The organism is Cohnella phaseoli, from assembly GCF_003386235.1.
Taxonomy (GTDB): domain Bacteria; phylum Bacillota; class Bacilli; order Paenibacillales; family Paenibacillaceae; genus Cohnella; species Cohnella phaseoli.
On the sequence record NZ_QRDZ01000013.1, the window covers coordinates 20,106 to 37,816 of the forward strand.

A 17,711-nucleotide genomic window follows, 5' to 3' on the forward strand; every position below is an offset into this window, starting at 1 on the left:
TAAGGAGGGCCCGATGAGATCAGAACAGGAAGTCCAAAGAAGAGTTCGTAAATACATCAATCGACTAAAAAAAATGAATGTCTTTCAAACCGCGCGAGGAATGAAAAATTCTGTTCTAGATATAGATAATGATTCGATCATTATTCAGAAAAAGAGATCGGAAAAAGGGAGCTACAAAATCGCGAAACGAGCAATAGAGCGATCTGCACTATTTGTTTTTCGAGTGAGAACAATCACAAAGAAGGAATTAGAAGCATTTACGAATTACACATCTGCATTTTTTGGATTACTGGAGGCAATATTTGAAGGCATTGCACGCATTTACAAACTGCGCGAATTAAGGCTATCCTTACTTGGAACTCGTGTTTTCTTTAGCGGATTTTCGCATCGTGCACCCTCAGATTTCAAACTTGCACAGGAAACACAGGCTGAATATATATTACTTAGTTATTATTATATTCGGCAAGATAAGACTAACGCTTGGAGGAGACTTGCCGACCAATATGGTTTTAGAGGGAAGATTTTATTGGATAGTGGGGCATATAGTCTCTATAATTTGTCGAAGTTTAAAGAGATTAAAGACGAACCTACAATACATGAGTACATCGAATTCGTCAAAGAAAATCGGGATTACTTTTGCATGTGGGCGTCGTTTGACAAGATCGGGAATGATAATGAATCAAGAGAAAACTATGAAACAATGATTGCATCAGATGTTGAGCCAATGCCGATTATTGGAATTGATAGTCCACTGTCCGAGTTTCAATACGTGATCGAGCAATACGATCCGGCGGTTGTAGGTATCGGTGGAATATTAGGGATAAAGAATAGGAATGCACGAAGAGCACGGCTCAAAGAAATCTTTACTGCATTTCCAAATACAAATTTCCATGGACTGGGCGTAGCTGATTCAAATTTGGTAGCATTTAACTGGTTTAGTTGTGATACTACATCATGGTTAATTGCACCAAGAAAGTATTTGAAGGTCCAAACTATTCACGGTCAGAAAGAATGTCCCAAGTCATGGAGTCTATTTGATAGAATTGCATTTGGAGTTAAGGAACTTAGATCCCTGGAGCATTGGTATCAGACACATTCTCCAACAGAACTCATTATTTAATAAGGTACTCACAATCGTTCGGAAGCTGTAAGAAGAAACGGGGAAGCGGGAACTGCATCCGCAATTCCCGTTCTTTTCTTGTAGGGGAAGAACAGATGAGAACAGAACATGGGTTACGAGAGTCTGGTACTTCGGTTCAAACTCGGCTTCGTGATCGGTGTGCCGGCGTTAGGGACCAATTCGAACAACTGCAGCTCGCACTCTGGATCTCCGAATGAAACCGAATTATTTCTAAACTAGATCTTCACGAAAATTTGAATGATAAATACAGTTGCATTCAGACAAAAATCGAAGGAGAACACAAGTTACTAAACAGACACACTATTCCAAAAGGGGACTTAAGTAATTATGAAAGAACACGTACACGCTCATGACTCAGTAATGAACCACTTTGCTACATTTTTAGAAGAAGATTATAAGCTTGAGGGAAATGGCACTATGCGAAAAGATCCTTCCGAAAAAGCTGAATATAAATACTTGTTCGAAGGCGTTGACCCAGGGCGTGACAATATTCAGACGAGATTTGAAGTTAAAAACAAGAAGGGGAGCAACGTTTACTCAGTTTCCATGCTGATTAACTACAATATGCGAGAAATTGGATATTTTGAAGTCTAACTATTTGATAGAATTGCATTTGTTGTAACGAACTTAGATCCTTGGAACATTGGGGTATCAGGTACATACTCCAACAGAACTCATAAATTAATAAGGGATTTAGGTACTCAACAAGTAAGAAATATGATATGATGAATAATAAATTTAAACGCTCATTCGAGCATTCTCTGCAAAATTTAAACCCTACGGGTGGCATTATTCTAGATTCGTCTAGAAAGAGCCAACGTAGGGTTTTTCTATTTGGAGGCTGATAAACATGATCGGATTAAAGTTAGTTCTCTCAATTTGTCTACTTGTGATAGTGCTGATTGCATTTTTTGCATTTTGCCTACATAGGTGGCATGTTCGAAAATGGGAGGTACTGTCTGAAAGCGGAGAACAAATTGAAGAAAACGAAAGAAGGGCCATTCTGCAGCACAGAAAGGAAAAGATAAAACAGGAAGCAATGGATCTGGGCCAAACATATCAGTCAGCTCCAAGAACTGTATGTAAGGAACCGGAAAACTGGACAAACGTTGAACAGTGTGACGTCGAGCATGAGAACAGCAACCAAGAACGCTGGGATTCGGTTCAATTGCAAAAGGAAAATATGGTTGCGAATAGATTGAAAGGTGTGCTCGATAGCAAAAATGTCATTGAAGAGCCCGTAGATATTACTAGAAGCCCTTCCAAGATGTCAACGCTAAAACTGGCAGATTTACCATCAGAGGATTTCTTAAAACTACTAAAAATAGAAAAAGGAAATATGGAAATTCTTGATGAAGAATCAGTAATTACTTTTGGTAAATCAATTTCAAGCAAGAGGAAAGTTTGGGAAGAAGGACAACATGTGGTCCATTGTCGCATTATCGACAGTGACCAGATCGATTTAGTTGTCTGCGAAGAAATATCAACTGGATTCTCATTTGTTTTACAACATGCGGAATTTGAACGCATGGGCATTGGTGATCTTTTTACTGCTCAGATCGATGTCTTAGGCAAAGAAAAGCAGTGGAAAGAGGTAATACAGGTTTGGCCAGGTATTAATGATGCTGATTTAACAGAAGCGGGAGCGAGTTAACCTCCCGTTTCTAAACAAGAAAAATCTCCTTTTTGGATTTATCATAAATAGATCAATGAATACTCTCACTTATTATTTTGTATAGTCTCCCATATAGATACTATACGAGAAACCATATATGATATATTATTGAGGAGGATAAGTATGATTTTTTATTTTGGTGCAGCAAAATTAACTCCTATTGAAGAACAGGGCGAAACATATATCCTGATTACTCTGTCTATATTGCAAAAGTACGGAGTTCTAATCGGAGTTTGTACCGTTTTAATTTGTATGATTCTGAGATACCTTGCTAAAATACGAAAAAACACTAGGCTAATGTCTGTATTTTTAATGATGTCCATTGGTATTTCGATTTTGTGCTTAATTTTCATCTTTTTGCCTTACTTTGTTCTTTATAATCTACAATGAAAGGAGCACTATTTTGTGGGAGAGCTGATTCACATTGGTTTGAGGGGCAGGAAACCAGAAAATTTCTATTCGGAATACCTGGTTAGTTCTGTAGACTGGTTGAACAATGGTTTTATGCAATCATTATATGAGGGCTACCCCAATCTTCCTCCAATCGATCCTCCACTTAACGGGATGAGCTGGTGTGCACTTCCGTTAGGTGCTCGGTTTGGTGTGTGGATTTATAATCCTTACAATGCTGAAAGCAATTATGCAAAAATCCAAGGTTGGAACCCATTTGTTAGATGGTCATCCACACCGGCTTATGAACCTCTAAATGTCTCATCTGCAGCAGATCGCCATAATCTGGCGTGGATAGTCGATAAGGAAGGCTATGGCCAGTACGGCAAAGTTTTTGAAGACGGAACGGTTTGGGTGCCTTATCCAAGACCAAAGAACTGGAAGATAAACTAAGGAGAGGGATGTCAATGCTGACAGCGATATTACCAAGTGGGAAGATCATTAGTGCAATTGAATACGATGAGCAGAAACATGGTTATGAGCTGTATTGTATTGATGCGAATTGCAAAGCTCCGGTTGTGTTCGTAGGAAGAAATGAACGGACAAAAGCCTATTTTAAAACTGTTGGTCGAGATAAAGGAACTAAGCATACTACTAATTGTGGATTTTATCAGCCGTTAGATGTGGCTGGTGCTGTAGAAAAAATTGGTGAGTATCAAAGTGCAGTACTTGAAGCCGAAGGTGTTCCTAAAAAAATAATACGACTAAGTCTATCACGACTTGATCCAGAATATGAATCAGTTGAACGGGCACCAAGAGAAACTAAAGAAAAACCGGATACCGAGAATTTAGGGTTGAAGGATAAAAGGGAAACACCCGATGTAATAGGATCATTAACCAGCATTGTTAAACTATTAACTTCTGTAGAGCCAGATATATTAGCATCGATTTACTTTAGTGTTGCTGGACGAAAAATCCCAATGTCTATGGTTGTAATGGGTCCGCAGAAAGCGCATGAAACAGTTTGGGCAGATGAGGCGCTCAGAATAAATTATTTCGTCTACGGGAGAGTCATAGCCGTTAGGCAGCTCGAAAAGGTAACTTACCTTGAACTCGAAGGGAAAGAAGCTCCTGTCACACTTGTCATCTTCAAAGATTACTATAAGCACTTTGATGACGATAAATTTAACTTGTACATGAACAAAAAAGTACTTGTTTATGGTCAGCTTAGGAAAAACGATTATGGGGGGAAGAAAAAAACCGAAATAATCATTAAAACTTCAAAGTACATTACAATATTAAAGAAGAAAGAAATTGAAAATGTTGAACAGTAACTTCTTATCTCTTGCGCCTTTCAGTATTAAATGTGTAAAATATGAGTAGATACTTTTAGGCTTTATGCCATTTCCGCAAATTTAGACCTTATGGTTGTATTGCTCGTAAAAGAATAGTATCTTTACCCTCAAGGTGACTGCTGATTTTATATCAGTAGTCTTTTTTTTGCAATTTTAAAATATATAATTTATATTTCGGGATAAATATTGCATTAAAAATATGAAGTGATAAAATAGAAATAAGTAAAATGGGATGATGGGGAGCAGGGTGATTCATATTACATCTATTAGAGATACTTTCCTATATAGAGGTCAGATTCTCACTGTGAAGATAAGCAGAGAAGTTGAAACGCAGTACGTGCGTCTCGAAACTAATTCTTATTCTGAATGCGTAAAACCTGTCGAAAACGGATTTTTAACAAGACCAAATTCAGAAATAGCCTCTAGTTTTGGATCTGACGATATAATGCTCATCCCATCAAGTTATGGGGAAAAATACCAAAAAATTCTAGAATCAGAACGAGCTAAACAAAATGAGCTTTATAAAATGAAGTGGGAAAGTCAGTTCAGAGCTGGTCTTGGTGGTTTGGTTTATGGATCAATCAATCCTGGTCAACCTGCGGGCTGGAACTTATTAGTGTTGATGAGATTACCGTCGGGATTACTTAGTGAATATTCATATAAAAATAATTTGTTTATTGGAGAATCAGAAGCGTGCGAGGCAATCAGAAATCTTAAAGGAATTGATGGAACATTAATAAAAAATGGACTTCCGTTCCCAGTAACCTTTGTAGGAAAAACTGAGCTAAGAATGATTTTGAAGGGCAGGGGCTGACACTTGAGACCCAAAAAGGATAAGGGCTTAAAGAAAATACACCAAGGGATTAGAATACCGGATTATCTCGTTCAAGTAATGAGAAACCATGGCGGTGTTCAAAAATTCATTGATGCCCTGCTCACAGGTGATGATACGATCGCAACTTGTTTACTCTTTGATTTGGTTGATGCAATTAACAGAGAAGATAATGTAAAGAAAAACTCTGCAATTAATAATGCAACTTGGTTCTTAGAATGGAAACAGGAAAGAAAGGCATAGGAGGAGGTAGCGCATGTACTCAGTTCGTTTTTCATCAAAAAGAGTAGAAAAAGAAGTGAAATGTTTGGAAAAAAAAGATCGAGTAATAGCTGAAGCTGTATTTGAAGAGCTGATGAAGGAACCCCGTCCTGCAAAGTATCAATATGAGCAACTCTTGTGCAACTCAGTCGTAAAAAAATTGAAAGCCGGCCGGGTAAGAATTTTCTATATGATTAACGAGAACTTAAAGGAAATTGTTGTAGGAAGAGTATGCTACAGAACTTCTAACACATATCAATGTGAACCATCTAGTTGGTTCAGAGGAGTGGTTGCATAAATGACAGATAATCTGTCAGTAATCATTTTAAATCTATGCTTTATTCCGTTTTTATTGGTATCATTAATATTATCAGTTAGAATTTATAAAAAAAGAAAAAAGAGAGGGTATAAGGTTTACGGATATGGCACAGCCCTATTATTAAGTTCTGAAATACTCTTATTGCTTTCGATTTCCCTAGAACAAAACGATTGGATGCAAACGTTAAGAGATTCTATTCAGTATTCTGGGTTTTACATCTCATTTTTGGGAATCCTGCAACTGTATAAAGTAATTCCATGGCGTGCCAGAGTAACGTTATATGGATTTTCTGTTATTGTTTTTGGTGCCGGGTTAATACTTGATGGATGGGAAAGTATTCTATTTGTTTTAATTCTGTGTTTAGCTTGCTGTAACAAGGGGAAATGGATTCCCGCAACTCAGGTGAGTGTTGTACTAGGGCTAATGCTAGCTTCAGAAATAATACAGCTTCTTAAACAATTTCTAAATATTGATAAATACTTTCAGGTGGATCTTCTTGCTCCTATACTAAATGGATTGACCATTTGTATGTTTATGGTCATAATTGTTGAGCGAATATCTGATGTGTTGGAGAAGTCATATCAAGACTCCGTCATTGATATGTTAACTGGCTTGTTTAATCGCAGATACTTCACTGGAATGATAGCAAGATACGTGGAAAGGGAATTGCAAGTAACCTTGGTGATACTCGATTTGGATAATTTTAAGAAACTTAATGATTCTCAAGGACATGAAGCTGGAGATGCTGCTTTAAAAAGCATAGCTGATATTATTAAAGAGGAAGTAGATAGCAAAGGCTTCGCTGCTAGATTTGGTGGGGAAGAGATGGTTATGCTAATTACAAAGGATATTCAGGTTGCCGAGTTCTGTGAGAATGTAAGGTATAGAATAGAAAAAGAATCGACGCCTCAAATCACTGCAAGCATTGGTTTTTCGAAGTGGGTAAGTGGAGTTTCGGTGAGCGAGCTAATAAAGAGAGCTGATGAAGCCATGTACCATAGTAAGTCAACTGGTAAGAACAAGGTAACTGGTTATCAATAAAGGGGACGGATGGCATTGGAACGTACCTATTCACCAGAAGAGGTTGCTCGATTATGTGATGTCACTGTAAGAACTGTTTATGACTGGAACAAGAAAGGTTTAGTCGTAGGGTTTCAGGAAGGTAAGAATCTACGGTTTAGGAAATCTGATTTCCATTTTTATGAAACAAGTATAAGCCTAAGAAAAGCTGCAATCGAAATAGATGTACCTTTAAAATTCTTAATTCAATGGGTCGAGAAGAAAAAGAAGTTGCTTTCAGCTCCCTTTGCAAGCAACACTAAAAAGTATTTTGTTGATAAAATGTGGCTCAGTCAATCAAAGGACCAAATACTAGAAGAGTATCGATCAAAGCAAAAAAAGACTAACGAAAAGGATCGTACTGGGAAAAAATTATCTTTATTCAAAGATTCACTAAGATTGTTTGATTCTGTGGATATCGATGGTTCAAAATACCGCATTACGAATCTTGATCTATTGGAAGTCATTGATGCGCTTGGACAACGGAAAACCTTAGCGAATCTTGAGTGGCAGTCGGCAGAATGTTTGAATCGACCTTACATTGGATATGAGGGTCGAACAGAGTTTCGGATACCAAAGTCAAATGACATTTACTCTGTGGAGTTTTTTGTTCTAGAAAGACTCGTATATTATTGCGGAATACACAATGTCATAATCTATGAAAATAGTAATTACTATTTAGTAGTTTGTAGGAATTGCATAATTCCTTATAACGAAGCATTGTATGCTGCATTAAGCCAATATGTCATAGATGGTTACGTGTGGGTAGACGGAATTGGCAACATTGTTCTAGGAGAGTACGAAATCCGACTTACAGTGCCATTAAAATATAGCTCTATGCTTGAAATTGAAAATATCCTTAAATCAAATCTAGATGACAGTTCGATTCCAAAATGGATAGGAAAAAAAATAGATGAGATTGTTGAACATCAGAAGAACCATCCACTAGAAACTTAATCTATTGCGGATATGGAAAAATAGACTTATAATTAAAACAGTTCGAGTGAATTCACTCATTTTAAGCAAATTAAGGACTCTATTGAGCTTCTATTCTTAGGAATAGGTGTGTCAATAGGGTCCTTTTTTATTTCAAAAAACTTATATAAGGGGACTGAGAAGATTGAGGAGGAAGGCACTTCTATGGATCGCATCGCTAGTAATGATGGGGGTTTCAGTTTTTGGATACTATCAGTTTATACAGGCAACTAAATCAAACGTCGAGATGAGGACTACCATAAAGCCAACAAGATTTCTAAAAAGCAGTGAAGTAATTGAGCGGTCTATGTTGCAAGAGGTAGTAATCGCTAACGAAGCGCACTCAGCAAACGCAATTCTCGATGTCGATCAACTTATCGGTTTAACAGTCGTAGTTCCAATAAGTGAACAAGAGGAATTTCTCCCATGGAAACTCTCTAAAAAAGAGATTGTCCCAAAGGAGGGGGAAAGGTACTTCAGCTTTAAGACCGATCAAATTGCCAATGTCAACAATATGGTTAGAAAAGGAGATCGAGTAGACGTCTGGGTCGAGTTTGACACTCCAAAGCGTGCAGTACTTAATGGTCAAAACTGGCACATAGGCGCAATCAAAATAATTGAGGGACTCATGGTTTCCAGTGTAAAGAATGCTGAGGGCATTGAGATTACTGACGAGAAAACAATTTCGGTTTTTTCACAATCGGAGGCAGAGCAACTTAGAAACGACCGTGGAAAGGCAACTGGAAAAGCCGAACAGAACACATACATTATGAATGATGATATATATACAGCGTATGTTCTTGGATCCATTGGTGGCAAAGTGAAACTTGCACTCCCCAACCTAGCTGCAACCGACAGCGCGGAGGCTAAAGTAACCGATGTTTTTCAGAATGTAAATGGTTCCTCCATATTCATTAAAGGAATGGAAGAAGATCAAGTAATCAACTTCACAGGTGAAGTCAGCACCCAAAATGTGAGGGGAAGTCAAGTGGAGAAAGAAGATGAAAAATCCTCATTCACTGATACTCAGGATACTTCGAGTTCCTCCAATGTTGAAAATTCGAACGAATAGGAGATTGGCGAAATGAATGCATTATTCGCTTTGAAACAAGATGCAAGTTTAGAAAAAATTCTCGAAAATAAGAAGTTGGAAATCAATATCGAAATTGCCCAAGACAAATATGTTTTTATGAACAAAATGAAGTCCCAGTTCGATATTGTCGTTGCAAATTGTAATCTTTTTGGGGACGTATACCCCTGGGAATGGATGCTTACTATCAAGGAAAAATCGCCGGCAGCAAAAGTAATTATTCTTTTAGACCATGAAGTATACGATGCAAGTCTTCAAGAAGTCGTAACTCGATTGTCAAATGATTTTGGGTACCTGATAGTACCATCTGGACAGTCCCCTGAAGAAATAGGAACCGCGGTATCAAACGAATTATTTAAACCTTATGTTCGTAATACAACAAGTACTGATCTTGGAGAAGTTATTTCCGTTTGGTCTACATCAAACAAGGATGGTGCCAGCACCATCGCTGGCAATACGGCATTAGCAATAGCGCAAAAATTCCCAGAACTTAGAGTGGGCTTAATTGACCTCAACTTAAAGAATCCAGAAATCCGGACAAACTTCAATTTGACAGATCGTGGAAGAAACAATCTTAAAATTCGTCCAAAAATGCAGACCGGTACTCTAAGCTCAGATGATTTGTTAGCAGCATGTCTGGTTTATGGAAGGCTTAAAAACTTACATATTCTAACTGGATCATCCAGGAGAGATACTGCATTTGATGTCACACCAGAAATGATTCACCATCTGCTGAATACAGCAAAAGCTACCTTTGATATTACGATCGTAGATGCTGGGGCGCAGCCTGATAATGCTGGGACTATAAGTGCAGTAAGGTTGGCAGACCATAAGTGGTTGGTCACACAGAATTACTTCTCTTCTTTCAAATTAAGTTGGGGTGAGTGGTTTGATTGCGTTTGGAAATACTGTGGAATTGAGCCTAAAGATATCGCCTTAATAGTTAATAGATCTACAAAAAGCGGGGAAGGAAAAAGTATCTCAAATCATCTGGGGATGCAGCTATTGGCCGAAGTTCCTAACATTATGGGAGGAGAAGGACTTCGAGCAGTGAATGAGGGAATTCCTGCTTACCAGCTTGGTGTAAGTGAGGAGTTTAATGAAAAAATAAATGAACTTGTTCGAAGTGCAGCTGGTAAACACGTTTCCAGCAATGACAATCCGGAAAAGAAGCAAGGGATTTTCAAAAAGTTATCATCTTTGTTCTAGGAGAGGGGAGACTGATTTGTGAGCGAATCCACTATGAAGATTAGGAAGAAATTTCATCTGACAAGCTATATAAAAGATTTAAAACATCTGAATTCACTTGATAATAAGCCTGAGAAGTTAATCCCGATTGCAAAACGTCGAGTAAGAACAAAAATGTCCCTTAGTGAAGCTTCAGAAATAATATACAAGCATCTAATGGATCGATCGAAAAACGATACCCAGCTCCATGAGGATATTATGAGTGCAGGTTTAGGAGAACCAAATGCCCAGGAACGATTGAAGGCGGTTGTCGAAAACCTGATTCTGGAATACAAAATCGATATTGATGAGAGCACATTAATTGATAATCTGAGCCCCGCGGAGTCAGTATTTGCAGAAACTTGTGGTGCAAGTTTATTGGATGATCTGCTGAGGCTGCCGGATGTAGAAGAGGTTCAAGCAATTGGTCAAGATATTTTTCTAATCAGAAACGCCGAGCAAACTATGCACCATCGGAAATTCTCTTCATTAAAGCATGTTGAACTTCTTCAAGACCGGCTCGCGCTTTGTGGTAAGAAGCCAATAAATGATGCTAACCCATTTCTTCAAACTTATCTTTGGAGTGGATCTAGATTAGTAATGAGTAGACCCAGGTATTCTGATGTGCCGGCAATTCACATCAGAAACTTCCTGGTAAAAGATGTATCGCTAGATTTGCTTGCTACGAGTCAATTTAGAACGATTAATACACAAATGGCGGGGCTTCAAAAAAAACTCATTAAGTTTAAGTCAAGCTTTTTGATCGGCGGAGGAACTAATACAGGGAAAACTACGTACTTGTACGGCCTCTGCGAAGCAATGTCAGAGCAAGATAGAATACGTACATTGGAAAAGGAGTTTGAAATTTCTTTAAGACGTCGTCTATCCGGAAAGCGTAATATTCTTGCAGTCAGGGAAGTAGAGGAACTGGGACTAACAATGGAAGAAGCTTTTAAACCGATATTGGTTATGTCCCCGACCTGGATCATAGAAGGAGAAGCAAAAGGAAGCGAAATCAACCAAGCAATCCAAGGTTCACTACGTGGTCACAATGTGATCGTTACCGTTCATACTAACAATCGGGATAGTATCACATCGGATATATACGACATGATTAAGCAAGATAATCGAAATCATGATGTAGCAGATATTATGAATCGGATTGCACGAGCTTTTCCAATTCTCGTCTATAAACGGATCATAAAAATAAAAAACGTCAACTATCGAGTAGCTACAGAAATAACGCATTTGTACGTAGAGGATGGAAAGGTTTACGTGAAGCCGCTTGTCTTATGGGACTATGAGAAACTTGATTGGGTAACTACTGGAAACAAGTTTCATCAGTCGTTCAAGGAACGATTGATTGGAAATGGTGCAACGGCAGCAGATTTTGCTGAGTTTGGAGTGTGGTAATTTGATAAATATCCTTGGTAATACAGTACTTTCTGGAATAATCAAAGGCATTTTCCACTCATTATGGATCGTTGGATCAGCTATGTTAATCCTTCAAATCAACCAAATGATTGGGAATCGATTCAAAGGCAAGAATCGGTGGAGAACGTTTGAAGGAAAATCACCCCGGATAAGTACATCATTTTCTCTTAAGGAATCGCCTATTCTTAAGAAGTTCGTAAAGGAGATTGACTTCGCTGAGATAAAATTTCAGCCAGGTTTTATATTTGCATTAATGGTCATCATGACTATTTCTGCATTTTGGGGAATAGAAGGAGCTATCTATCTACTGAAAGTAAAATTCGCAACTGGTTCTGATCGGTTGAGTGATTCCGGTGTTTGGATCATCAGTCTTTGTACAAGTATTCTATTCGGCTCAATACCCTATTTCTATGTTCACTTCAAAGTACAAAGAAAACGCCATCGTATTTCGGTTCGAATGATAGCTTTGGTCCAAAATTTGATCGGAAATTATAATCACCGACTAACGATGCTAGAGGTTATCCGGCAGTCGGAGGAAACAATGCCAGAAGACGTAAGAGGTGAATGGTCTCGATTATCGCTGTCATTAAGTATAAAAAAAATTGACGAGGCTCTTTATGAGTTTGCAGATAGAATAGGGAATAAATGGGCGGAAGATTTAGCAGATATGCTGCTCATCGCATCCGAGCACGGTTCCGACATAACAGATTCATTAAAAAGGCTTGTTCAGCGAATGCAAACTGAGAAAACGAATGAAGATTCGCGCTTGGCAATGATCACAGTTTTTCGAATCGGAACAACCATTCTTGTAATTTCAAACTTTATCGTAATTTTTGTGAACATTTGGTTGGATGGAGCGAATTACCATGCATATTTTATTGATCCCACAGGAAAGCTGCTAATTGTACTATCGATAATTGTGATGTTCGTGTCTATGATCTTAGTCATTCGTTCAGGGAAGAAACAGTTTTAGGAGGCCAAGGAAATGTCAATCAGTATAAACGTACTACCATGGCTAACCGCAATACTGTTTATTGTTGGGTCATTCTTATTCTGGAAGACATTCTTTTCTCAATTCAAATTCAATCGAACTAACCGACTGGCTCTTTTTCTTGAAAGAGCAGAAAGTAAAATAAAGAGACCTAAACCTGAAGATTCAGTTTTAAATAGTGTGACAAAAACCTTACCTTACAAGGAAAGGTTGTATCTAGAAAGAGCGCGATTATCCGGTCTATCTCCTGATTGGACAAGAAATAAGTTTACCGTTATTCAGTTGACAATCTCAATACCACTGGCAGTTGTTTCGATCATGATGACCATTACTGATCCGATTATGATTAGATTAATTTCACCGACAGACTGGGTGATTGTAGGGATAAGGACGATCATAATCGCCTCAATTGGTTACTGGTTGCCAATGTGGATCATTATGGCAGCTGCGAAAAGTCAGAAGGCAAAATGGTTAATGGAAATTGCTTTATTTGCAGAGAGGTTATCTCTGTGTGTTTCAGATAAAGCAGACATTCGCGAAATGATTAGTAGGGCAAGCAGACCCTTAAATCTGCTAAAGCCTCATATTACAGAACTAGTTGAAAAGTGGCAAGTAGATCAGAAGAAGGCGATATGGGAATTTCAGGCATCTGTTGGAATTACAGAAATTTTTCCACTTGTGAATGCATTGGACAATATTAGCAGGGCTAAGTCAACTGATATCGTTCATGTCTTAAAGGACCAGACAGCAAGTATTGAGGCTGCATTGGAGGCAGATGTTAAAAAACAAATCGAAAATGCTCCGATCGTCATAAGTTTCTTAGTTCTGATCCCATTCCTTATTGCGTTAATACTACTATTGTATCCGTGGGTAACACAAGCGAGTAAGCTAATTTCGACTAGTATTTGAATACGTCATACCATTAAAGGAGGTGATTTTTTGAGCAAGTTGCTTGTAACAGTTGCGGTTTGTGTTCTCACGCTCGGATGTTTATTTTACATATTCGGAGTTGAGATCATTCCTCCGCTGGTTACAGCAGGGGGTGCAACCGGCAGTAGGATCGAAACTGCATTTATTTATTAATCATAAAAGGAGAGAGTGAGTAAATGGGAAAATTGTTGACAACTGTTGCTGTGTCCGTATTGGTTCTTTCTATTACATTTTTTACAATAGGCTATAAGATCCTTCCGGGAGTTGCGCCGAAAGGCGAAAGTATCGGGACGGGGATTGAAACACTGAGAGTCGATCCAGCAACTGGTGCTGTAACGGCGACGCTTCCATGACCTATGAGTAAAATACTTGCTAGTTTATCACTCGGGGTCTTGATGTTAGGAGTAGTCATTGCTATTTTTCTTGGCAATGGCAACGGATTGAACCAGAAGGTAATTGATGGGCATGGAAACCTATCTGAAAAAATACGCAAATACGACTATGTTACAAATTAACCCTGAAGCCTGCGGTCCACGCAACTGCAGGCTTCATTAAAAAACGACTACAACACTATTGTGTAAATATAGAGGTGATACAATCCAATGATTACCAGAATAAAACGTACTATGAAATGTAATCAAGGTGTCGCTACTTTGATTACTACCATCTGGATAATGCCCATTCTGATGGTATTGTGTTTTAGTATTATTCCGTTCTTTGTTTATAGTATGAAACATGACAAATTAATTTCCATCGTGAATCATGCATTGGAGGAAGTTCAGGATGTTGGATTAATGAGTTCCACCATTATCCAAAACACAAATGATAGGCTCTCAGAAATTGGAATGGGGAGCATCAGCATTAACGGGAACGGATATCCTTCTTACTCTGGCAGCACTTTTAATAAAGTGTTAAAGGATGATCCAGATCCGACCGTTTCTGTCGTATTAAAATACCCTGCTCCAAACATAACCAAAATAATAAGGGCGATCGGAGGTAATGGTTCAAGCGAGGAAACTGAAGGGTTCTATCAGATCACGGTCTTTGCAAGGAGTGAAGCTTATGAGTAAACTCCGGAATAAGTTTTTTAGTCTCTTTTGGTATACGTTAAAAGATAACAGGGGCGGAACCCATGTTCTTGTTTTTGTGTTGTTCTCTGCAATTCTTATCGCTCTAATCTGGGCGGTTTCTATCAACTGGATTCTTCAAGTTTCCAGTAGCCATAAACTTAAGCCTGCATTAGACCAGGCGACAAAAGCAGCAGCTGCAGATGTCAATGAGATAGAGAAAGCAAGGGGACGCCTGGTTTGGGACAGTGGTGCAGGTACAAAAAATTTTTACAAATACCTTAGACTAAATCTGAGATTAGACAATGACGATCAACCCCAAAACGATAGCTTTTTGACTAGCAAACCAATTGTACATGTACTGGAGGCAGTTACTGCAAATTCTTATCCTTTTTTCTATCAAAAAAGCATTTCGGTAAACTCTGGGACAGACCATGAAGTAACAAGAAATATTGCGGTAACCATTTACGGTCCATCGGTTGTGGCCATAGTAGAAATCAAGCAACCGCTTTTGGGATTCAGTAGATCTGAACCAATTGTGAAAAGTAGTGTCTCAAATATAAGATTCCGATAGGAGCAGATGAGTTGAGGATAAGTGCGGACTATTTCTTATTAGAGAAATTACGAGCTCATCATTCTGAAACATATTATCATTCACTTCGGGTATCAAATCTTTGCTTACAAATTTCGAGGTATTTAGGCTGGCAATACAGAGACTCTTTTCTAGTTTGGCGGTCGGGACAGTTACACGATATTGGGAAAATTTATGTCCCACATCAGCTTTTGTCATTCCCAGGACCATTAGAACGGGAACAGTATGAACGCGTAAAAAGCCATGTTACTTTAGGGGCTGAACTTCTAAAAAGATATAGAGTAAATGTCGAGATTGTTCAAGCAGTTATTGGGCATCATGAGCGAGAGGACGGATCAGGATACCCGAATGGGAGATTAGATCAGACAGAGTTATCGAAGTTATTGGCTGTGTGTGATGTCTTTGATGCAATGACAGAAGTTCGAGCATACAGAAAAGCAGTAAAACCGATGGATGTAATAGGGGTCACGCCAACATTTTAACGAAAATATACGCTAAGCCTCCGGATTAGACCGGCTTAGCGTATTTTCTTACTCTAGGCTCGTATTGGAATGTCCCGAAGTATAAGTCGAAAGCTTGCTAGTATCATACTGAACTGCTTTGTCCGGGAACACAGGAGACCAAAGTTATTGATTCTCCTTTATTCAAGAGCTTAGCGGTCATTAGGTGTTTTCAAAACGTATATGATAGTGACACCTACCGAGTAGTCTTTTATTATGTCTCGAATAGCATACGTTTTGACAGGTCCGGAGACGGGCCTATTTTTTGTGTCAAAACCTACAAAAACAAATATTGAAACATCCCACGCAATACCATATACTTTTTGAAACAGATTCAATTAGGGGAGGCATCAGAAATGGAGATGGCTTATGCGCGAGTGTCGGCCAAGGACCAAAATCCGGAGAGGCAACTTGTGAAGTTTCGGGCGCTGGGGATCGACGAGCGATATATTTTTATGGATAAGCAAAGCGGTAAAGATTTTGATCGCCCCAGGTATCAGGCCATGCGGCTGATGATCCGCGAAGGTGATCTTATTTACCTCGATGCGCTGGACCGGCTGGGCCGTGATTATGACGGCATCATTCAGGAATGGAAAACTATCACGCGGGAGCTGCAAGCGGATATTGTTGTGCTGGAAAACGAAACGCTATTCGATAGCCGGAAGTTCCGGACGATGGGCGACTTTGGCAAAGTGATGGAGGATCAATTTCTGAGCCTGCTTTCCTACGTGGCCGAACAGGAACGCAAGAAGAACCGGCAGCGCCAAGCGGAAGGGATTGAGGTTGCGAGAAAGGAAGGCGTGAAGTTCGGGCGCCCCAAGCAGCAAATCGACGCAAACTTTATCCGGGTATACGACCAATGGAGATCCGGCGCGATTACGGCCACCGCAGCCATGAAATTGCTTGATATGAAGTCCAACACGTTTTACCGGCGCGTGAAGGAGTACGAAAGTCAGCAATGCGGATAAGGGGTTTTGGGTCTGTTTTGGGGGCTATTGACGGAGTAGCCGTCGGATAATAGTCCGGGGGCCGATTCGACTTATGGATAAGTCAAATAGCGGTTGAAGCAGTTCGATAAAAACTATCTTATAAAATTGTATTGACCCCGTACCATAGTACGGGGTGCATACTAATAAACGAGGGGGGTTATGTAATGAATGGTTTAACGATGAGCCAAGTGGCGAAGGCATCTAACGTAAATATTGAAACCATTCGATACTACGAAAGGCGTGGATTGATTTCGGAACCTCCTCGAACCGAGTCCGGATATAGAATGTTTCCACAGCATGTGATCCAAGACATTGAGTTTATCAAACGAGCTCAGGATTTGGGGTTTACGCTGGAAGAAATTAAAAATTTGCTGTCGGCATCAAGTGGGGACGAGGAATTCCATTCGGAGGAAATGCACGACTTTGCGTCAGGAAAAATCGAGGAAATTGAAAAGAAGATTCGCGATTTAAACGAAATGAAGGTATTGTTAGAGGCTTTGGTCGAAAAATGTCCTGGTTCCGGAGTTCCGAAAAATCAGTGTCCAATCATGAAACAATTATCTGAAGGAGTGAATTAGGATGTCTAAAAGATTAATCGAAGTATTTACTGCAGGTTGTAGTGTGTGCGAAGGTACGGTGCAGCAAGTAAAGGACCTTGCTTGCTCGAATTGTGAGGTTGTGGTGTATGACCTCAACAAAAAATGCGATACTAACGAATGCGAAGCGAAAGCAAAAGCATTCGGTGTTAAATCTATTCCAGCCGTTGCGATCAACGGACAATTGGTGGAGTGCTGCAGCAATGGTGGTATTAATATCGATGCTTTGAAAGCAGCCGGTTTAGGTCAATAATGCACGTATGCCAGGGTGGACTTGATGTCACCCTT

22 protein-coding genes are annotated in these 17,711 nt (G+C 39.2%); all 22 read left to right on the top strand.

Translation table 11 applies throughout. The features are described from left to right. Window positions 1–13 precede the first annotated feature (13 nt). Window positions 14–1,120, top strand: a complete 1,107-nt coding sequence (locus tag DFP98_RS16780) for a hypothetical protein (protein ID WP_116061774.1) — start codon at window positions 14–16, stop codon at window positions 1,118–1,120. A gap of 348 nt (window positions 1,121–1,468) precedes the next feature. Further along, window positions 1,469–1,735 (top strand): hypothetical protein, encoded by a 267-nt coding sequence (locus DFP98_RS16785; protein ID WP_116061775.1) that lies wholly within the window; start codon window positions 1,469–1,471, stop codon window positions 1,733–1,735. Window positions 1,736–1,991: 256 nt separating this feature from the next. Further along, window positions 1,992–2,795 (top strand): hypothetical protein, encoded by an 804-nt coding sequence (locus tag DFP98_RS16790; protein ID WP_116061776.1) that lies wholly within the window; start codon window positions 1,992–1,994, stop codon window positions 2,793–2,795. A gap of 426 nt (window positions 2,796–3,221) precedes the next feature. Further along, complete coding sequence (locus DFP98_RS38670; protein WP_147310210.1) at window positions 3,222–3,659, top strand: hypothetical protein; 438 nt, start codon at window positions 3,222–3,224, stop codon at window positions 3,657–3,659. Window positions 3,660–3,673: 14 nt separating this feature from the next. Beyond that, entirely contained in the window at window positions 3,674–4,540 is an 867-nt protein-coding gene (locus DFP98_RS16800) for a hypothetical protein (RefSeq protein WP_116061778.1), read from the top strand. A gap of 268 nt (window positions 4,541–4,808) precedes the next feature. After that, entirely contained in the window at window positions 4,809–5,375 is a 567-nt protein-coding gene (locus DFP98_RS38675) for a hypothetical protein (RefSeq protein ID WP_220377122.1), read from the top strand. A gap of 3 nt (window positions 5,376–5,378) precedes the next feature. Beyond that, on the top strand, window positions 5,379–5,636 hold the full coding sequence (locus DFP98_RS16805) for a hypothetical protein (RefSeq protein ID WP_094048391.1): 258 nt from the start codon (window positions 5,379–5,381) through the stop codon (window positions 5,634–5,636). 13 nt (window positions 5,637–5,649) lie between these two features. Beyond that, on the top strand, window positions 5,650–5,952 hold the full coding sequence (locus tag DFP98_RS16810) for a type II toxin-antitoxin system RelE family toxin (protein WP_116061779.1): 303 nt from the start codon (window positions 5,650–5,652) through the stop codon (window positions 5,950–5,952). Next, the gene (locus tag DFP98_RS16815; protein ID WP_116061780.1) at window positions 5,953–7,014 is read left to right on the top strand and encodes a GGDEF domain-containing protein; all 1,062 of its coding nucleotides are present in this window, start codon (window positions 5,953–5,955) and stop codon (window positions 7,012–7,014) included. Window positions 7,015–7,029: 15 nt separating this feature from the next. After that, on the top strand, window positions 7,030–7,989 hold the full coding sequence (locus DFP98_RS16820) for a helix-turn-helix domain-containing protein (protein ID WP_181917737.1): 960 nt from the start codon (window positions 7,030–7,032) through the stop codon (window positions 7,987–7,989). Window positions 7,990–8,152: 163 nt separating this feature from the next. After that, window positions 8,153–9,079 (top strand): CpaB family protein, encoded by a 927-nt coding sequence (locus DFP98_RS16825; protein ID WP_147310212.1) that lies wholly within the window; start codon window positions 8,153–8,155, stop codon window positions 9,077–9,079. A gap of 12 nt (window positions 9,080–9,091) precedes the next feature. Further along, a complete protein-coding gene (locus DFP98_RS16830) occupies window positions 9,092–10,306 on the top strand; it encodes a CpaE/TadZ family protein (RefSeq protein WP_116061783.1) in 1,215 nt (404 codons plus the stop codon). 18 nt (window positions 10,307–10,324) lie between these two features. Beyond that, the gene (locus DFP98_RS16835; RefSeq protein WP_147310213.1) at window positions 10,325–11,737 is read left to right on the top strand and encodes an ATPase, T2SS/T4P/T4SS family; all 1,413 of its coding nucleotides are present in this window, start codon (window positions 10,325–10,327) and stop codon (window positions 11,735–11,737) included. Further along, window positions 11,688–12,731, top strand: coding sequence for a type II secretion system F family protein (locus tag DFP98_RS16840; protein WP_147310214.1), 1,044 nt, complete (start codon window positions 11,688–11,690; stop codon window positions 12,729–12,731). The genes DFP98_RS16835 and DFP98_RS16840 overlap by 50 nt, the downstream gene beginning before the upstream one ends. A gap of 12 nt (window positions 12,732–12,743) precedes the next feature. Further along, window positions 12,744–13,658, top strand: coding sequence for a hypothetical protein (locus DFP98_RS16845; protein WP_116061786.1), 915 nt, complete (start codon window positions 12,744–12,746; stop codon window positions 13,656–13,658). Between the two features lie 197 nt (window positions 13,659–13,855). Beyond that, on the top strand, window positions 13,856–14,032 hold the full coding sequence (locus DFP98_RS39100) for a hypothetical protein (RefSeq protein ID WP_181917738.1): 177 nt from the start codon (window positions 13,856–13,858) through the stop codon (window positions 14,030–14,032). Between the two features lie 249 nt (window positions 14,033–14,281). Continuing rightward, window positions 14,282–14,749 carry a hypothetical protein gene (locus DFP98_RS16850; RefSeq protein WP_246016574.1) on the top strand — a complete coding sequence of 156 codons (468 nt, stop codon included), beginning with the start codon at window positions 14,282–14,284 and terminating at the stop codon, window positions 14,747–14,749. Further along, window positions 14,742–15,320, top strand: a complete 579-nt coding sequence (locus DFP98_RS16855) for a hypothetical protein (protein ID WP_116061787.1) — start codon at window positions 14,742–14,744, stop codon at window positions 15,318–15,320. Before DFP98_RS16850 ends, DFP98_RS16855 begins: the two co-directional genes overlap by 8 nt. An 11-nt stretch (window positions 15,321–15,331) precedes the next feature. Then, a complete protein-coding gene (locus DFP98_RS16860) occupies window positions 15,332–15,820 on the top strand; it encodes an HD-GYP domain-containing protein (protein ID WP_181917739.1) in 489 nt (162 codons plus the stop codon). Between the two features lie 374 nt (window positions 15,821–16,194). Next, a complete protein-coding gene (locus tag DFP98_RS16865; RefSeq protein ID WP_116061789.1) occupies window positions 16,195–16,806 on the top strand; it encodes a recombinase family protein in 612 nt (203 codons plus the stop codon). A gap of 185 nt (window positions 16,807–16,991) precedes the next feature. Further along, a complete protein-coding gene (locus DFP98_RS16870; protein ID WP_116061790.1) occupies window positions 16,992–17,405 on the top strand; it encodes a MerR family transcriptional regulator in 414 nt (137 codons plus the stop codon). Window position 17,406: 1 nt separating this feature from the next. Further along, window positions 17,407–17,676, top strand: coding sequence for a YbbN family protein (locus DFP98_RS16875; protein ID WP_116061791.1), 270 nt, complete (start codon window positions 17,407–17,409; stop codon window positions 17,674–17,676). Window positions 17,677–17,711 lie beyond the last annotated feature (35 nt).